Consider the following 15,359-nt stretch of genomic DNA (forward strand, 5'->3'; position numbering starts at 1 on the left):
CGCTTGGCATACGGTGCCGACTACAACCCGGAGCAGTGGCCGCGGGAGACCTGGGACGAGGACGTGCGGCTCATGCGGGAGGCCGGCGTCAATGTAGTGTCCCTGGCCATCTTTTCCTGGGCCCGCCTGCAGCCCGCCCGCGGTGCCTGGGATTTCGCGTGGCTGGACGAAGTGATTGACCTGCTCCACGAAAACGGCATTGCCGTGGACCTGGCCACTGCCACCGCATCCCCTCCGCCCTGGCTGACCACTGAGCATCCGGAAATCCTGCCCGTCACCGCCTCCGGCGGAATCCTCTGGCCGGGCGCCCGGCAGCACTGGCGTCCCACCAGCCCGGTCTTCCGCGAACACGCGCTGAAACTCGTGACTGCCATGGCCGAGCGCTATAAGGACCACCCGGCAGTCTGTGCCTGGCATATTTCCAATGAGCTTGGCTGCCACAACATTTACGACTACTCCGACGACGCCGCCCGGGCCTTCCGCGGCTGGCTCGCGGAACGCTACGGCAGCATCGATGTTCTCAATGATGCGTGGGGTACGGACTTCTGGTCCCAGCGGTACACGGACTTTCAGCAGATTCTGCCGCCGCGCCAGGCCGCCTCACACGCAAACCCCACCCAGCAGCTGGACTTCAAGCGGTTCTCCTCGGACGCGCTCAAGCAGTACCTGCGTGAAGAACGGGACATTCTCAACGTCATCACTCCTGATATTCCTGTTACGACCAACTTCATGGTGATGGGCGAAACCAAGGGAATGGACTACGCAGACTGGGCCGGGGAGGTGGATTTCGTCGCCAACGACCACTACTTCGTCCCGGGACCGCAGGGCGTGGACGAGCTTTCCTTCTCTGCCAACCTCACCGGCAACATCGCCGGCGGCAATCCCTGGTTCCTCATGGAACACTCCACCAGCGCTGTCAACTGGCAACCCGTCAACACACCGAAAAAGCCGGGTGCGCTGCGCCGCGACTCTCTGACCCATGTTGCGCACGGAGCGGACGCCGTCTGTTATTTCCAGTGGCGGCAGTCCAGGGCCGGGGCCGAGAAGTTTCATTCAGCGATGGTTCCGCACGCCGGTGAAGACAGTCCCATCTTCCGCAGCGTGGCCGGCCTGGGCAGGGAGCTTGAGTCCCTGTCGGATGTTGCGGGGTCGCACCGCAGCCCGGCGTCTGCCGCAATCCTCTTCGACTGGAATTCTTGGTGGGCATCGGAGCAGGACTCCCATCCCTCGGACCGGCTGCGCTACAAGCAGGAGGCCCTGGACTGGTATTCAGCGTTCCTTGCCCTGGGCCTCCGCGTTGATGTGGTTCCCTCTGCGGCGGATCTGTCCGGCTACGCACTCGTCGTCGCCCCCATTCTCCATGCCGTTCCGGCGGCGCTGAAGGGACGCCTTGAGGACTATGTGCAGAACGGCGGGCACTTCGTCACCGGGTACTTCAGCGGGATTGCGGACGAGAATGACCACATCTGGCTCGGCGGCTATCCCGGAGCCTTCGCAGACCTGCTGGGGGTGCGCGTTGACGAGTTCGGGCCGCTGCTGGACGGTGAGAGCATTCAGCTGGACAACGGGGCGACAGCAACGCTGTGGGCGGACCGGGTGCAGCCTTCCGGTCATGACGTTGAGATACTCGCGCGCTACACCACGGGTGAGCACTCCGGTGATGCAGCCGTGACGCGCCGCGCCGTCGGCAACGGGAGCGCCGCATACATGGGGGCACGCCTCGGAGCGCCGGGGCTTGCACCTGTGCTCGCAGATCTGGCCGCGAGCGCGGGACTCAGCAGCGAACTTCCTGCCGAGCTGCGCGGCGCCGTTGAAATGGTGGTGCGCACCGACGGCCGTACCGACTATGTTTTCCTCATCAACCGCACCGACACAGCGGTGGACGTCACCGGTGTTGAGGGTGCCCCGCTGCCGGGCTGGGAGTCCAAGCTTGATCCGCGCTCCGTGTCAGTGCTGACAAGACGGGCAGCGGCTACGGGCTAAGGATCGTGTCGGAGCGCTCCGGGTACTGCGCCGTGCAGTGCCCGGAGCGCTCTTTCGGATGTACGTTCGGGCAGGAAGCCGTAGGGTGTGGGCCATGGCAGGACCAATGGCAGTTCTTCCGCGCCCCTGGCAACGCGCCGTCAGCTATGTCAGCAGCCGGACAGCGGGACCCCCGCTTGATCTGTCCCTGGACGTCACCGTTCATTTCCATCCTGACGCGCCGGTCAATGATTCCTGCCTGCTGGAATGCCTGGTGAAGGACGGGCTCTACCGGTCACAGTTTGAGACCGGCACAGGGAACGGCGGACTCACGGCATGGCCCGGCGGCGAGCGCTGGCGCTGGGAACAGCGCATGTTCGGCGGGGCGTATGACAGGGCCCCGGCAGCCGAGCGGCCAAAATACGGGTCGCTCAACTATCGCAGGCTCCCTGTGGGCGGTTCCGTTCGGTTTGGTTCCTCCCACTTCAGGCTCAAGCGCTCGGAATACGGGCGGCTAACGTTCTGCTTTCCGGACAGCAGCACCGAGCCGGAGCATTTTGGCACCCTGAACCGGATGCCGTTGGTCGGCATGGCGGCAAAGTACTCAGAGCAGTCCGGGCTCGATGTGCTGGATGACCATATCGAAGCGCACATCCACGGTCCGCTCCAACTCAGCAGCCACATCGCAGCGGTGGTGCTGGACCCTTCCTTCCGCGGTACGGAAATCGAGGCGGCAGCCCGCCGGCTGCCGTGCCCCCTCGAGTGGCATGAGGGCTTCCGCCTCAGCACCCGTGAACTGGACAGCCACACGGACTACCGGGGCCCGGCTGTCGTCTCCGCCGGTCGAAGCATCGCTGAAGACGGCTGGCTTGATCCCCGCATTATCGGCCGGGCCGTCAGGGAGCAGCGCTTCGACCGGCAGACACTGAAACGGGTCTGGCACTGCGTGGCGAGGTTCGGATACAACTGGGGTGCAGTTCCCCCCTCACCCCGCCGCTGCAGCTAATAGAACACGTGTTCGAATATGCTGTTTCTATGAACCGGAGACTGCCTCCACTCCCCCGGTCAGGGACAGTGCGACGGCGGGCGGGCGCTCGCAGGTGCTGCCGATCGGCAGCGCGGTTCCGGCTTCTGCGGATGCAAGGACTGCCTCCATGACCTCGAGAACGTGGAAGCCCATTTCCCCGCTGGCCCGGGGAAGTTCCCCTTCCGGCGTCCGGGCCAGGTCCTGGAGTCCGATCCCCCGTGCGGCGTCCCGGTAACCGGCGGATACAGGCAGGACCTCCCAGTCCTCGCCGTCGAGGCGGCGCACCTGGACTTCTCCGTCGAACCGGTTGGGGTCCGGCACCGCCAGTGAACCGGTTTCCCCGTGGATCTCGATGTTGGCGGCACGCGTTGCCACCGCGTCGAAACTCATCACCAGTGTGGACAGCGCACCGGAGGCATGGATAAGTACCCCCGTTACGTGCGTGGGTGTACTGACCGGAATCTCTTCCCCCGTCCGCGGACCGGAGCCAATGATGCGGGTACTGCGGGTACTGCTGGAGGCGCCGACGACGGAGGTTACCGGACCGAGCAGCGTCACCAGTGCGGAGACGTAGTACGGACCCATGTCCAGCAGGGGCCCTCCGCCGGGAACGTAATAGAAGTCGGGGTTCGGATGCCACCGCTCATGCCCCGGTGTCACCATGGTGGCAGTGGCCGAAATCGGTTTGCCGATCAGCCCGTCATCAATGGCTTTGCGTGCTGTCTGGGTTCCCGTGCCAAGCACCGTGTCCGGGGCTGAACCCAGGATGACACCGGCGGCCTGTGCAGCGTCCAGCATGGACTGCCCCTCTGCTGTGCCGGCAGCCAGCGGCTTCTCCCCGTACACGTGCTTTCCGGCCGCAATGGCCTTAAGGGCTACTTCTGCGTGGGCGGCAGGGATGGTGAGGTTCAGGACCAGGTCCACTGCGTCATCCGACAACAGCTCATCCACGGTGAGGGCACGGACACCCGGGAAATCTTCGGCGACCGCCCGTGCCCGGTCCATGTCCAGATCTGCGACAGCGGTCAGCGCCACCGCATCGAGCCTGGGAAAGGTCTCCAGGTACGCTGCACTGATGTTTCCGCAGCCCACCATGCCGATCCGCAGCGGAGCTGCACCCGGTGAAGCGCTGTTTAGCGGCTGGCCCACAGCATTCCCCTTTCGATGAGGGTGGAGACGTTTTCATCCTTCAGGATGTCCACGGAGTGACCCGGAGTGGCGACGAAGATCCGTCCTTTGCCCCATTGCCGCGTCCACACTGCCGGACAGGTGACGGGGCGGTTCCAGGCATCCCATTCCCGTGCCGGAAGCGTGGTGGCGGCAAGGACGTCAATGTAGTCATCCGTCAGGACCCAGTACTGCTCGGTGCGCAGGTTGAAATCGGAGAGCCCGGCGGTAACGGGGTGATCGGCGGCAGCCGGCAGCATGTTCACCGTGTAATCGATGAAGTTGTCAGATGCGTCTCCAGCGCGCTCGTCCGGATGCTTGCCGGGATGGCAGGCGAACTGCCCGCCGATCAGATGCAGGTAATCCGAATTGTTGCGGTAGGAATCGGCAATGCCGCCGTGCCAGCCGGCCATTCCCGTCCCCGCCTCGATGGCGGCGCGCAGCCCCTCGAACTCTTCCTGCTCAATGGTGTTCATGGTGTTGCATTGGACGATCAGGTCCACCCCGTCCATGTAAGAGGCGTCGGCGTAGATCTTGGTGGATTCCTCAATGCGGATGTCGAATCCGCTGTCCCTGAGGTGGGGCAAAAAAAGCTCGGTGGCTTCAACGGGCTGATGTCCGTCCCAGCCGCCCCGGACAACCAGGGCCTGACGTGTGGTGGTGCTCATGAAGGATGGTCCTTTACTTGGTTGCAAAAGCTGAGTCGAAGGCTGTGTCCGGCGGGTCGATCTGTGCCAGGGATTTCACCAGTGCCAGGGCGGAAGGACCGCCCACCAACCGGTTCATGCCGGCGTCCTCCCATTCCACGCTCGTCGGGCCTTTGTAGCCGATGGCGTTTAGCATGCGGAAAATGCGGTTCCACGGAACCTCACCCTGGCCTGCCGTAACAAAATCCCAGCCGCGGCGCGGATCACCCCACGGCAGGTGTGATCCCAGCCGTCCGTTGCGGCCGTCCAGCTGCGTCACTGATTCCTTGATGTGGACGTGGTAGATCCGGTCACGGAAGTCGTAGAGGAAAGCTGCCGGGTCAATGTCCTGCCAGATGAAATGGGAGGGATCAAAGTTCAACCCGAAGCCTTCCCGGTGGCCGATGGCTTCCAGGGTCCGGTGCGCCGTCCAATAGTCATAAGCAATCTCGGAGGGGTGGACCTCGAGGGCAAAGCGGACGCCTACCTCATCAAAAACATCAATAATGGGATTCCAGCGGTCGGCAAAGTCCTGATATCCGCGGTCGATCATGCCTTCAGGCACCGGCGGGAACATCGCCACCGTCTTCCAGATGGCCGATCCGGTAAAGCCCGTCACGGTTTTTGCTCCGAGGCGCGCTGCGGCCCGCGCCGTCATCTTCAGTTCTTCAGCGGCGCGGGTGCGCACACCTTCGGGCTCCCCGTCTCCCCAGACCCGGGCCGAAACAATCCCCTGATGCCGTTCATCAATTGGATCGTCACAGACAGCCTGTCCGTTGAGGTGGTTCGAGATGGCATAGACACTCAGATTGTTGCGCTTGAGGATGTCGAGGCGGTTCTGCAGGTATTCGTCATCCTCGACCGTCCGCCAAACATCCAGGTGGTCTCCCCAGCAGGCGATTTCCAGGCCGTCAAAGCCCCACTCGCCGGCCAGCCGGGCCACTTCTTCGAACGGAAGGTCGGCCCACTGGCCGGTAAACAGTGTGATGGGGCGTGTCATCGGATCTCCTCTGCTGTAGTTTTCACGGCGGCACCGCTGGAGTGCGCCGCGGCGTCCACCATTGTCCAGCGGCTTTCATCAGCTGCACTTTCTTCGACGGCGGCGAGAACCCGCTGGACCTGAAGGGCTTCGGCGAACGACGGCGTGGGCTGTGTACCGGCGGCGAGCGCCCCCACCAGGTCCGCCGCCTGGTGCGTGAAACCGTGCTCATAGCCCAGCCCGTGGCCCGTGGGCCACCAGTTGCCGACATAGGGGTGTTCCGGTTCCGTGACCATGATCCGGTGAAAACCCTGTTCCCCCGGGCGGTCGGTTCCGTCGTAGTACTGGAGGAAGTTCATGTCCTCGAAGTCGAAGGCCAGGGAACCCCGGGATCCGTTCACTTCCAGGCGCATGGCGTTCTTGCGCCCCAGTGCCGCACGGGTGGCCTCGAAGACGCCGATTGGACCGCCGTCGAAACGGGCGGTGAAGATGGCGGCGTCATCCACTGTCACGTCCCCCATGGGCTGGTCCTCTCCGACGGCGCCGTGGCCGCCGAGCCCAACGAAGTCACCGCCCGCCGGACGGCGCCGGGTAAAGGTTTCCATCAGGGCGGAGACCCCCGTGATCTGCTGCCCGGTAACAAACTGCGCTGCATCGATGATGTGCGCACCAATATCGCCCAGTGCGCCGGAACCCGAGACCTTCCGGTCCAGCCGCCAGGTCAGGGGTGCGTTTTCATCGCTGAGCCAGTCCTGAAGGTACTGGGCTCGCACCTGGCGGATCTTGCCCAGCCGGCCGTCGTCGGCCATGCGCCTGGCCAGCGCCAGCGCGGGCGTGCGGCGGTAGGAATAGCCGCACATGGCGAACACGCCGTTGCGTGCCGCTTCGTGTGCGGCAGCGGTCATCTCCTCCGCCTCGGCCACCGTATTGGCGAGCGGCTTTTCGCACAGTACGTGCTTGCCTGCCCGCAGGGCTGCAACGGCTATTTCGGCATGGGTGTTGCCGGGCGAACAGATGTCGATCAGGTCGATGTCATCCCGTTCGAGGAGTGCCCGCCAATCAGTTTCCGTGGAAGCCCAGCCCATGCGGGCTGCAGCTTCCCCGACAGCCGCTGCGTTACGGCCGGCCACTGCGGTGAGCTGCGGAGTCAGCGGCAGGTCGAAGAAACGGTGGGCCGTGCGCCATGCATGGGAATGGGCTGCTCCCATAAACGCGTAGCCGACCATTCCAATACGGAGCGGGGCAGGTTGTGCCTGGGGCATGGAACTTCCTTTCAGAGACTTTGTTGTTCGGAGGTGGAGTGCTGTCATTTGCTGAATCCGGCGGTCAGTCCGCTCAGCAGCTGCCGGCGTCCCACGATGTAGAGCACCAGGATGGGCAGCGTGGTGAGGACCACGGAGGCCAGCACTGCGGGGATATTGACGCTGTACTGTCCCTGGAAACTCCACAGTGCAAGGGGCAGGACGCGAAGGTCCGGGCTCTGTGTGAGGATCAGCGGAAGCAGGAAGCCGTTCCAGACCCCCAGGGCGTTGTAGATGCTTACCGTGACGATGGCGGGTTTGGTCAGCGGCAGAGCCAGGCGCCACATGGTCTGCCACTCACTGCAGCCGTCAAGGCGCATTGATTCGAACAGCTCGTTTGGCACGTCTCGGATGAAGTTGGACAGGATGAGGACTGTGAGCGGTATGGAGAACGCGATGGACGGCAGGACCAGCGCCAGCAGCGTGTCGTAGAGGTTCAGCCGGATGATCATCAGGTAGATCGGGATGATTGTGGCCTGCAGCGGAATGGCCAGGCCCAGCAGGAACAGGCCGTTGGAGAAACGGAGGAACCTGCTGTTGCCGCGCACAATGGCGAAGGACGCCATGAACGATACGGCTACCGCCGGCACGACGGCGCCGAGGGTGATGATGGCACTGTTCAGGAAGTACTTGGCGAAGTCCGCTTCAAGCACCATCCGGTAGTTTTCCAGCGTGGGCGAGGAGGGTACGGCCAACGGGTTCTGGGAGAAATACCCGGCTGAGGTCTTCAGGCTGGTGATCACCACGTAGTAAACCGGGATGATAATGATGGCCAGCCAGACCCAGCCTGCCAGTCCCCCTGCATAGTTCAGTTTCCGCCATCGTTTCCCCCGGCCGGAGGGGGTGGAGGCACGGGCCGGTACGGGAGCCTCCGGCTTGGTTGCTGTTGCTGTCATCTCACAGGCCTTCCAGTTGGCTGCCGCTGGAACCCTTGCCGCCCAGCCGCTGCAGCGCCAGCGCCAGCGCCAGTCCAATGAGCACCAGGATCACGGCAAGGACGCTGGCCGGTCCCATGAGGTTCGCCCGGAAACCGGTGAGGTACATGTCCAGTGCCAGGATGCGGGTGGAGTTGCCCGGCCCGCCCGCGGTCAGCACAAAGATGAGATCAAAGTAGGTCAGGGACCCCACCACCATCAGGGTGGAGGAGGTGATGATGGTGTATTTCAGCTGCGGCAGGGTGATGTGGAAGAACTGCTTCACCTTGCCGGCACCGTCAATTTCCGCGGCCTCGTAGAGTGACTTTGGTATCTGCCGCACGCCGCCCTGGTAAATCAGCGTGTGGAAGGGAACGAACTGCCACGCGATCACAAAGATGACGACGAAGAGCACCAGCTGCGGACGCCCCAGCCAGTCCTGTGCCAGGAAGGGCAGTCCCAGGCCTTCGGCGAGACCGAAGTTCGGATCGAGCAACGCCTTGAACGCAATGGCAATCGCCGCCGAAGACAACAGCAAAGGCACAAAATACAGAACGGCGAGGACAGCCCGGTACTTTTGGCTGCCGGCGGTAAAGACCCCCAGGAGCAGGCTCAGGGGTGTCTGGACCAGCCAGGAGACAATCATGATGACAAAGGTCAGCCGCAGGGCATTGTGCATCACGGGGTCACCCAGCACCGACAGCCAGTTTCCGATCCCTGCCACCGAGATGGCGCCGATTCCGTCCCAGTTGGCAAAGCTCAGGACAAAGACGCCAATGAGGGGAACGACGGCGAAGACCAGGAAGAAGAACAGGGCAGGCAGCACCAGCCACCACAGGGAACCGGTCCTGCCCCGGCTGACGCCCCGGACCGCGTTCCCGGAACCGCGGTCCGCCGGCAGCGCAGCAGGGGGAACGGCGGCGATCATGTACCCAGCGTCGCGTTCATGTTGTCGGCGAACTCCTCAGGGGTGATCGACAGCAGGAACAGCTGGTCGATATTGCTCAGGAGTGCTTCGGCTGCGGTGGGGCTGAGCGCCTGGTCCCATGACTGCTGGAAGTTGGGTGCATTCTTGGTCAGTTCATACTGGAACGTCAGGAATTCACTGTCGTCGGACTGCGCCAGCTTGTCCTCGATGTCCTTCACGATCGGAACCGACCCGGTTTCGATGTACGCATCGATTTCGGTGTCGGTAAGCAGCCCGTCCTTGAAGTACTTCTTGGCTGCCTCTTTTTCGCTCTCGCTGGCCTTGGAGGAGATGGACTGGTAGCCGGCAGGATTGCCCACAGTGTTGGCGGGATCGCCCGTTCCGCCTTCCACGGTGGGGAAATTGACCCAGCCGAGCTTTCCATCTTCAACGAAGCCGGCGCCGTCGTTCTTCATCCCGCCGTAGGTCCAGCCCCCGTGCAGCATCATGGCGGCTTTGTTGGTGTACAGCAGTGCCTGGTCCGCGTTGCTGTCGGCGGTGATGGAGGTGAAGCCCTTGATAAAGCCATTGGCTTTGACCAGGTCCTGGATCATGGTGGTGGCCTGGATGGCGGCGGGGTTGGACCAGGCATCGGGCTCGCCGTTATAGATGGCGGTAAAGACCTCGGGTCCGCCCACCCGGTCATACAGGTACTCCAGCCACATCATCGAGGTCCAGCGGGACTGGCCGCCCAGTGACAGCGGCGCAACCCCCATGTCGTTGAACGTTTTGGTCAGGGACATCAGGTCATCCCAGGTGGCGGGCGGCTCGGCCCCGGCCTGATCGAACAGCTCCTTGTTGTAGTAGAAGATGATCGGCGTGACCGTCTGGGTGGGAATGGCGTAAATCTTGCCGTCGATCGTGGCTGCACCGAATGTTGAGTCGAGCAGCCGGTCTTTGACGTCCGGATTCTCCTCGAACCAGGACGTCAGATCGTCCACCTGACCGGCCTCGGCGTAAGTGCGCAGCGTCCCGCCGCCCCACCCGTAAATGATGGTGGGTGCCTGTCCGGCTCCAATGGCTGTCTTGATCTTGGTCTTGTAGGCATCATTCTGGAAGTACGTGATCTTGATCCGGCTGTCCGAGTTAGCCTCGTTGAAGGTGTCCACGGTGGCCTGCCGGATCCCCTCGTCAGGCTGACCGCTCAGCGACCAAATGCTGGCCCCGCCGGCGGACGTGTCCCCGGGGCCGGAGGAGCCGCAGGCAGTGAGTGTGTAGGCAGCGATGGGCACCAGCGCAGCCAGCGAAAGGAAAGACCGGCGTGTTGCGAGCTTCTGTTCCATTCTTATCTCCATTGAAAAGAGCCGCGTCGCTGCGGCAGGGAATTTATTCAGCACGCACTGTGAGCGAAAACTTTCGAAATATTGGCGGGTGCTCTCCGCGTGTTGCCCTGTAAGCTACTGTGATCGCCATCACCCGTCAAGGGGTTTTGTCTTTTAGAATCATCCACTCTCGACACTCACTAAACTTTCCCGGAGGCATGTGGATGGTCGAAAACTTTCGCAAAGGAGCAGTGCCATGAACCGGGTCCACGCCAAGAAGCCCACCCTGGCTCAGGTGGCCGAACTGGCCGGGGTCTCAGTTCCCACCGTCTCCAAAGTCATTTACGGCCGTGATGATGTAGCCGGCCCCACCCGTGAACGGGTGCAGGCGGCTCTCAGCCGTGTGGGCTATGAGTCGCCTGTCCGGCGCCGGCTCCGCAGCAGCGCGCCGGGCCTGGTGGATCTGGTGTTCGACGGGCTCAATACGTCCTATTCGCTTGCGGTCCTGACGGGCATCACCGGTGCGGCTGCAACCGAGAATGTTGAGGTGGTGCTCAGTACGGTCACACCGGGGAAGCTCAAGAGCACGGACCATCGCCAGTGGTCCTCCCGCTTGGCTGCTTCGGGGCGCCGTGGACTCATTCTCGTGACCTCGGAGGTCACCACCGAGCAGCTGGAAGCTTTTGCACGGCGCCGCATCCCCGTGGTGGTGATCGATCCCCTGAATCCGCCGCCGTCCGGATTCGTGAGCATCGGCGCTACCAATTGGGCAGGGGGAAAATCGGCAGCTGAGCACCTGATTGAGCTTGGGCACCGGCGCATCGCCTATGTGGGGGGGCCGGACGCCGCCGAGTGCAGTGTTGCCCGGCTGCACGGTTATCTGGCAGCGCTGCGGGCGCACGGGATCGAGGTCCCGGATGAGTACATTGTCAGCGGGGCCTTTAACCGGAACTCAGGTGTCCGCGGAGCCGCACTGCTGATGTCGCTTCCCGAACCGCCCACCGCCATTTTCGCCGCCAGCGACCTCACGGCCCTGGGCGTGCTGGATGAAGCGCGCCGCCGCGGCATCCGGGTCCCGGAGGAACTCAGCCTGGTGGGTTTTGACGGAACCGACCTCACGGAGCAGTCCGTTCCGCGTCTGACATCGGTGAGCCAGCCGCTGCAGGAAATGGGACGCTCTGCGTTGCGCAGTGTCCTGCGCCTGGCCAACGGCGAAGAGCTGGAATCATCCCACGTGGAGCTTGCCACTTCACTGGTGGTGCGGGATTCCACCGCTCCGCCGCCCGTGAGCAGCCCTTGACGGCTGCGAGTCCCGGCAGGCAGGGTGGGAAATCCATCAGTATGCTTGCTAAAAGGGGAAATGATGCGCTCCATGGTGTACCGCGGGCCGTATAAGGTCCGTGTCGAGGAAAAGGACATGCCGGTCATCGAGCACCCGAATGACGCCATTGTCCGGGTGACGGCAGCGGCCATCTGCGGTTCCGACCTGCACCTGTATCACGGGATGATGCCCGATACCCGGGTGGGAACAACCTTCGGGCACGAGTTTGTGGGTGTGGTCCACGAGATGGGCCCCTCGGTGGAAAACCTGAAGGCGGGTGACCGCGTCATGGTCCCCTTCAATATCTACTGCGGTTCCTGCTACTTCTGCAGCCGCGGGTTGTACTCCAACTGCCACAACGTCAATCCCAACGCGACGGCGGTGGGCGGCATCTACGGCTATTCCCACACGTGCGGCGGGTACGACGGCGGCCAGGCTGAATTTGTCCGCGTCCCCTTCGCCGACGTGGGCCCGAGCCTAATCCCGGATTGGATGGACGAAGAGGACGCCGTCCTGCTCACGGATGCCCTGGCCACCGGATACTTCGGTGCGCAGCTCGGGGATATCCGTGAAGGCGACACAGTCATTGTGTTCGGTGCCGGACCGGTGGGGCTTTTTGCCGCCCGGTCCTCCTGGCTGATGGGAGCCGGCCGCGTCATCGTCGTCGACCATCTTGACTACCGGCTCGCGAAGGCCCGGACGTTTGCGCACGCCGAAACGTACAACTTCGCCGAGTACGAGGACATTGTGGTGGAGATGAAAAAGACCACTGACTACCTCGGAGCGGATGTGGTGATCGACGCCGCCGGTGCGGAAGCAGGCGGGAGTTTCCTCCAGAACGTGACCGCCTCCCAGCTCAAGCTCCAGGGCGGGTCACCGGTGGCACTGAACTGGGCCATCGATTCGGTGCGCAAGGCAGGAACCGTGTCCGTGGTCGGAGCCTACGGGCCCATTTTCAGTGCGGTGAAGTTCGGGGACGCCCTGAACAAGGGCCTCACACTGCGGATGAACCAGTGCCCGGCCAAGCGTCAATGGCCGCGGTTGTTCGAGCACATCCGCAACGGCTACCTCAAGCCCAGTGACGTCATCACACACCGGATACCCCTGGAGCACATCGCCGAGGGCTACCATATGTTCTCGGCGAAGCTCGATGACTGCATCAAACCGCTGATCATTCCCAACGCGTCTTGAAAGGCACCCGAACCATGTCATCCACAGCGAGCGCTGCCTCCCCGAACACGCCGTACGTTGCCGGCGTACCGCGCAGGATCCCGGCCGGGGAACTGCGGGCCCGCATCCCCGGATGGGGCGCAGACCTTGATCCTGCCGACCGGCCCTCGGTGCCCCGGGAACGGACCGACCTCAGCACCGGGGCACACTGGGTTTTCCCGGAGCAGCAGCCCGAACATCAGCCGCGGGAACGCTCTGTTGAGCATGCCTTCCTTACTCCGGTCTTTGGCAGTTCGGTGCCGCTGAAGGGGATCTCCGGTGCCATGCGCAGGTACGCGTACCGGTACAGCGAGGCCCGGGCGGCCCACTGGCTCATCCTGATGGCCGCCGACCGCGTGGATGCCGGAGGCAGCCACCTGCGTTCCCTCCTGACACCGCATCCGGATAACCCGGTGACGGAGACAGGTGTCCTGAGCGAGTTCAGCCGGCACGGGCTTTCCTCCCGCCTGGGCAGGAACCGGGCGGATGTGAAGGAACAGGCCGTGGTTCCCTTTGTTGCCGCGGGCCCTTGGGTCATGGCCGGCGTCGGCGGGTACGCGGTCTTCCGCGCGGTCCGGCGTGCGGTGGGGCGCTAAGCGGCTTTCCTCCGGCCGGGTGTCAGAATAAGGCCATGCAGGCAACCCGAGATGTGGACGATCAGCGGCTGATCCGCGAGATCCGCCCCCGCAAGGGAGCCGATGTTCCGCCGGACCGCTGGCCCGCCTCGATCCCCGCGGTCGCAGCCGTCCTCGCCGATGGTCTGGTCCTCCCGCCCGGCGTCACTTTCCTGGTCGGCGAGAACGGCAGCGGTAAATCCACCTTGGTGGAGGCAGTTGCAGCTGCGTACGGCCTGGGACCGGAGGGCGGCACTGTGCATTCGGCCCACACCACGCACGGCACCGAGTCCCCGCTTAGCGAGTGGATTACCCTGGTACGCCGGCCCGGAGCTGAAAAATGGGGATTCTTCCTGCGGGCGGAAACCATGCACGGGTACTACACGTTCCAGGACCAGGTTGGAGGCGGGCAGGATTTCCACTCCATGAGCCACGGAGAGTCCTTTCTTGCCCTCACCGAAACGTACCTGGACACCCGGGGCTTCTACTGTCTGGATGAACCCGAAGCAGCACTGTCCTTCGGCTCCACCCTGGCCATGATTGGAATCCTGGCTGATCTCGCTGCCAATGGCTCCCGGATCCTCTGCGCAACGCACTCCCCCGTGCTGGCGTCACTGCCCGGCGCCACCATTTACGAGACAGGTGAGCACGGCATAGCCCGCCGCGAGTGGGACGAACTGGACCTGGTCACACACTGGCGCTCCTACCTGAACGAGCCGGGCCGCTACCTACGTCACATCCTGGATCGCTGAGTTCCGCCGGCAAGCGCAGGCACCGCCGTCGCCCGCCGGTGCCGGGCGTGATGTGTCCCCCATGCCCTCCTCTTCCCTGACCGCCCGCTTTGACATAGGGGGCCGCTTACCGTGGGATTGCACCATGACCCAGACCTACCGCATTGCACTCATTCCCGGCGACGGCATCGGCCACGAGGTACTGCCGCCCGCGCGCGCCGTCCTCGACGCCGTCGCGCCCCGGCATGGAATCAACCTCACCTATGATGAGTTTGACTGGTCCTGCCGCCGGTATCTGGAAACCGGCGCCATGATGCCGGCCGACGGGTTGGACCAGATCCGTGGTCATGACTCGATTCTGCTGGGCGCCGTGGGCTGGCCCGGAGTGCCGGACCATGTGAGCCTGTGGGGGCTGCTGATTCCGATCCGCCGCGAATTCCGGCAGTACGTCAATGTGCGCCCCATCCGCGTTCTCAAGGGCGTTCCGAGTCCCCTGCGCGCTGACCTGACCGACCCGGGGGTGGACTTTGTAGTGGTGCGTGAAAACAATGAAGGCGAGTACTCGGAAATCGGCGGCCGCCTGAACCGCGGCCTGCCATCCGAAATGGCGATCCAGGAATCAGTTTTTACGCGTGAAGGTGTCACCCGCATCCTGGACTATGCCTTTGACCTCGCCGGCCGGCGGCGGGGTGTGCTGACATCCGCCACCAAGTCCAACGGCATCATCCACACCATGCCCTTCTGGGACGAACTGGTGGCAGAACGCTCCGCCGGCTATCCCCAGGTGCAGTGGACCTCCGAACACATTGACGCCCTTGCCGCGAAGGTGGTGCTGAATCCTTCCCGCTTTGACGTGATTGTCGGCTCCAACCTGTTCGGGGACATCCTGAGCGACTTGGCGGCAGCCATTGCCGGCAGCATCGGCATTGCCCCCTCCGCCAACCTCAACCCTGAACGGGAATTCCCCTCCATGTTCGAGCCCGTGCACGGCTCCGCTCCGGACATCTATGGTCAGGGCGCGGCCAATCCGCTGGGAGCCATCTGGTCCGCGTCCATGATGCTGGACCACCTCGGTCATCCCGAGGCCGGCGCAGAAGTGCTCGAAGCCGTCTTTGGCGTGCTTGCGGAGTCGCCGGTGCGGACCCGGGACCTGGGCGGCACCGCCGGAACAGAAGAATTCACCCGGGAGATCCTCGCCCGCATCGGCTAGCCAGGAGCC

Annotated in this window: 14 protein-coding genes; 7 read left to right on the top strand and 7 right to left on the bottom strand. The window is 63.7% G+C overall.

Annotation, left to right across the window (positions count from 1 at the left end; translation table 11 throughout):
• Together QMA10_RS00005 and QMA10_RS00010 are read left to right on the top strand one after the other, a co-directional pair.
• A partial coding sequence (locus tag QMA10_RS00005) for a beta-galactosidase (protein ID WP_356833015.1) occupies positions 1–1,983 on the top strand: 1,983 nt, incomplete at its 5' end.
• A gap of 94 nt (positions 1,984–2,077) precedes the next feature.
• Positions 2,078–2,968 (top strand): DUF3626 domain-containing protein, encoded by an 891-nt coding sequence (locus tag QMA10_RS00010; protein WP_290164906.1) that lies wholly within the window; start codon positions 2,078–2,080, stop codon positions 2,966–2,968.
• Positions 2,969–2,995: 27 nt separating this feature from the next.
• Here the strand turns inward: QMA10_RS00010 and QMA10_RS00015 are convergent, their stop codons facing one another.
• Genes QMA10_RS00015 through QMA10_RS00045 form a run of 7 tightly spaced genes read right to left on the bottom strand, consistent with a single transcriptional unit; the run spans position 2,996 to position 10,286 of the window.
• Positions 2,996–4,084 carry a Gfo/Idh/MocA family oxidoreductase gene (locus QMA10_RS00015; RefSeq protein WP_290165290.1) on the bottom strand — a complete coding sequence of 363 codons (1,089 nt, stop codon included), beginning with the start codon at positions 4,082–4,084 and terminating at the stop codon, positions 2,996–2,998.
• Between the two features lie 38 nt (positions 4,085–4,122).
• Positions 4,123–4,824, bottom strand: coding sequence for a ThuA domain-containing protein (locus QMA10_RS00020; protein WP_290164908.1), 702 nt, complete (start codon positions 4,822–4,824; stop codon positions 4,123–4,125).
• A 13-nt stretch (positions 4,825–4,837) separates the two neighbouring features.
• Positions 4,838–5,842 (bottom strand): sugar phosphate isomerase/epimerase family protein, encoded by a 1,005-nt coding sequence (locus QMA10_RS00025; protein WP_290164910.1) that lies wholly within the window; start codon positions 5,840–5,842, stop codon positions 4,838–4,840.
• On the bottom strand, positions 5,839–7,083 hold the full coding sequence (locus QMA10_RS00030; protein ID WP_290164912.1) for a Gfo/Idh/MocA family oxidoreductase: 1,245 nt from the start codon (positions 7,081–7,083) through the stop codon (positions 5,839–5,841). The genes QMA10_RS00025 and QMA10_RS00030 overlap by 4 nt, the downstream gene beginning before the upstream one ends.
• Before the next feature lie 44 nt (positions 7,084–7,127).
• Entirely contained in the window at positions 7,128–8,018 is an 891-nt protein-coding gene (locus tag QMA10_RS00035) for a carbohydrate ABC transporter permease (protein ID WP_290164914.1), read from the bottom strand.
• A 1-nt stretch (position 8,019) separates the two neighbouring features.
• Positions 8,020–8,964 (bottom strand): sugar ABC transporter permease, encoded by a 945-nt coding sequence (locus QMA10_RS00040; RefSeq protein ID WP_290164916.1) that lies wholly within the window; start codon positions 8,962–8,964, stop codon positions 8,020–8,022.
• Positions 8,961–10,286, bottom strand: coding sequence for an extracellular solute-binding protein (locus QMA10_RS00045; RefSeq protein ID WP_290164918.1), 1,326 nt, complete (start codon positions 10,284–10,286; stop codon positions 8,961–8,963). Before QMA10_RS00045 ends, QMA10_RS00040 begins: the two co-directional genes overlap by 4 nt.
• A 235-nt stretch (positions 10,287–10,521) precedes the next feature.
• Between QMA10_RS00045 and QMA10_RS00050 the strand changes: the two genes are divergently transcribed.
• The 5 genes from QMA10_RS00050 to QMA10_RS00070 all read left to right on the top strand — a co-directional run bounded on the left by QMA10_RS00050 (position 10,522) and on the right by QMA10_RS00070 (position 15,350).
• Complete coding sequence (locus QMA10_RS00050) at positions 10,522–11,565, top strand: substrate-binding domain-containing protein (protein WP_290164920.1); 1,044 nt, start codon at positions 10,522–10,524, stop codon at positions 11,563–11,565.
• 63 nt (positions 11,566–11,628) lie between these two features.
• On the top strand, positions 11,629–12,777 hold the full coding sequence (locus tag QMA10_RS00055) for a zinc-dependent alcohol dehydrogenase (protein WP_290165291.1): 1,149 nt from the start codon (positions 11,629–11,631) through the stop codon (positions 12,775–12,777).
• A 14-nt stretch (positions 12,778–12,791) separates the two neighbouring features.
• Entirely contained in the window at positions 12,792–13,391 is a 600-nt protein-coding gene (locus QMA10_RS00060) for a hypothetical protein (RefSeq protein ID WP_290164923.1), read from the top strand.
• Positions 13,392–13,426: 35 nt separating this feature from the next.
• Positions 13,427–14,161, top strand: coding sequence for an AAA family ATPase (locus tag QMA10_RS00065; protein ID WP_290164924.1), 735 nt, complete (start codon positions 13,427–13,429; stop codon positions 14,159–14,161).
• Between the two features lie 124 nt (positions 14,162–14,285).
• Complete coding sequence (locus QMA10_RS00070; RefSeq protein ID WP_290164926.1) at positions 14,286–15,350, top strand: tartrate dehydrogenase; 1,065 nt, start codon at positions 14,286–14,288, stop codon at positions 15,348–15,350.
• Positions 15,351–15,359: the final 9 nt, after the last annotated feature.

The organism is Arthrobacter sp. APC 3897 (genome assembly GCF_030407495.1).
Lineage (GTDB): Bacteria > Actinomycetota > Actinomycetes > Actinomycetales > Micrococcaceae > Arthrobacter_B.

What these genes read in the sequence shown, in the direction of transcription:
- QMA10_RS00010 (WP_290164906.1), top strand. Translation starts at nt 2,078, where the DNA reads ATGGCAGGACCAATGGCAGTTCTTCCGCGCCCCTGGCAACGCGCCGTC.
- QMA10_RS00015 (WP_290165290.1), bottom strand. Translation starts at nt 4,084, where the DNA reads ATGGTGGGCTGCGGAAACATCAGTGCAGCGTACCTGGAGACCTTTCCC.
- QMA10_RS00020 (WP_290164908.1), bottom strand. Translation starts at nt 4,824, where the DNA reads ATGAGCACCACCACACGTCAGGCCCTGGTTGTCCGGGGCGGCTGGGAC.
- QMA10_RS00025 (WP_290164910.1), bottom strand. Translation starts at nt 5,842, where the DNA reads ATGACACGCCCCATCACACTGTTTACCGGCCAGTGGGCCGACCTTCCG.
- QMA10_RS00030 (WP_290164912.1), bottom strand. Translation starts at nt 7,083, where the DNA reads ATGCCCCAGGCACAACCTGCCCCGCTCCGTATTGGAATGGTCGGCTAC.
- QMA10_RS00035 (WP_290164914.1), bottom strand. Translation starts at nt 8,018, where the DNA reads ATGACAGCAACAGCAACCAAGCCGGAGGCTCCCGTACCGGCCCGTGCC.
- QMA10_RS00040 (WP_290164916.1), bottom strand. Translation starts at nt 8,964, where the DNA reads ATGATCGCCGCCGTTCCCCCTGCTGCGCTGCCGGCGGACCGCGGTTCC.
- QMA10_RS00045 (WP_290164918.1), bottom strand. Translation starts at nt 10,286, where the DNA reads ATGGAACAGAAGCTCGCAACACGCCGGTCTTTCCTTTCGCTGGCTGCG.
- QMA10_RS00050 (WP_290164920.1), top strand. Translation starts at nt 10,522, where the DNA reads ATGAACCGGGTCCACGCCAAGAAGCCCACCCTGGCTCAGGTGGCCGAA.
- QMA10_RS00055 (WP_290165291.1), top strand. Translation starts at nt 11,629, where the DNA reads ATGCGCTCCATGGTGTACCGCGGGCCGTATAAGGTCCGTGTCGAGGAA.
- QMA10_RS00060 (WP_290164923.1), top strand. Translation starts at nt 12,792, where the DNA reads ATGTCATCCACAGCGAGCGCTGCCTCCCCGAACACGCCGTACGTTGCC.
- QMA10_RS00065 (WP_290164924.1), top strand. Translation starts at nt 13,427, where the DNA reads ATGCAGGCAACCCGAGATGTGGACGATCAGCGGCTGATCCGCGAGATC.
- QMA10_RS00070 (WP_290164926.1), top strand. Translation starts at nt 14,286, where the DNA reads ATGACCCAGACCTACCGCATTGCACTCATTCCCGGCGACGGCATCGGC.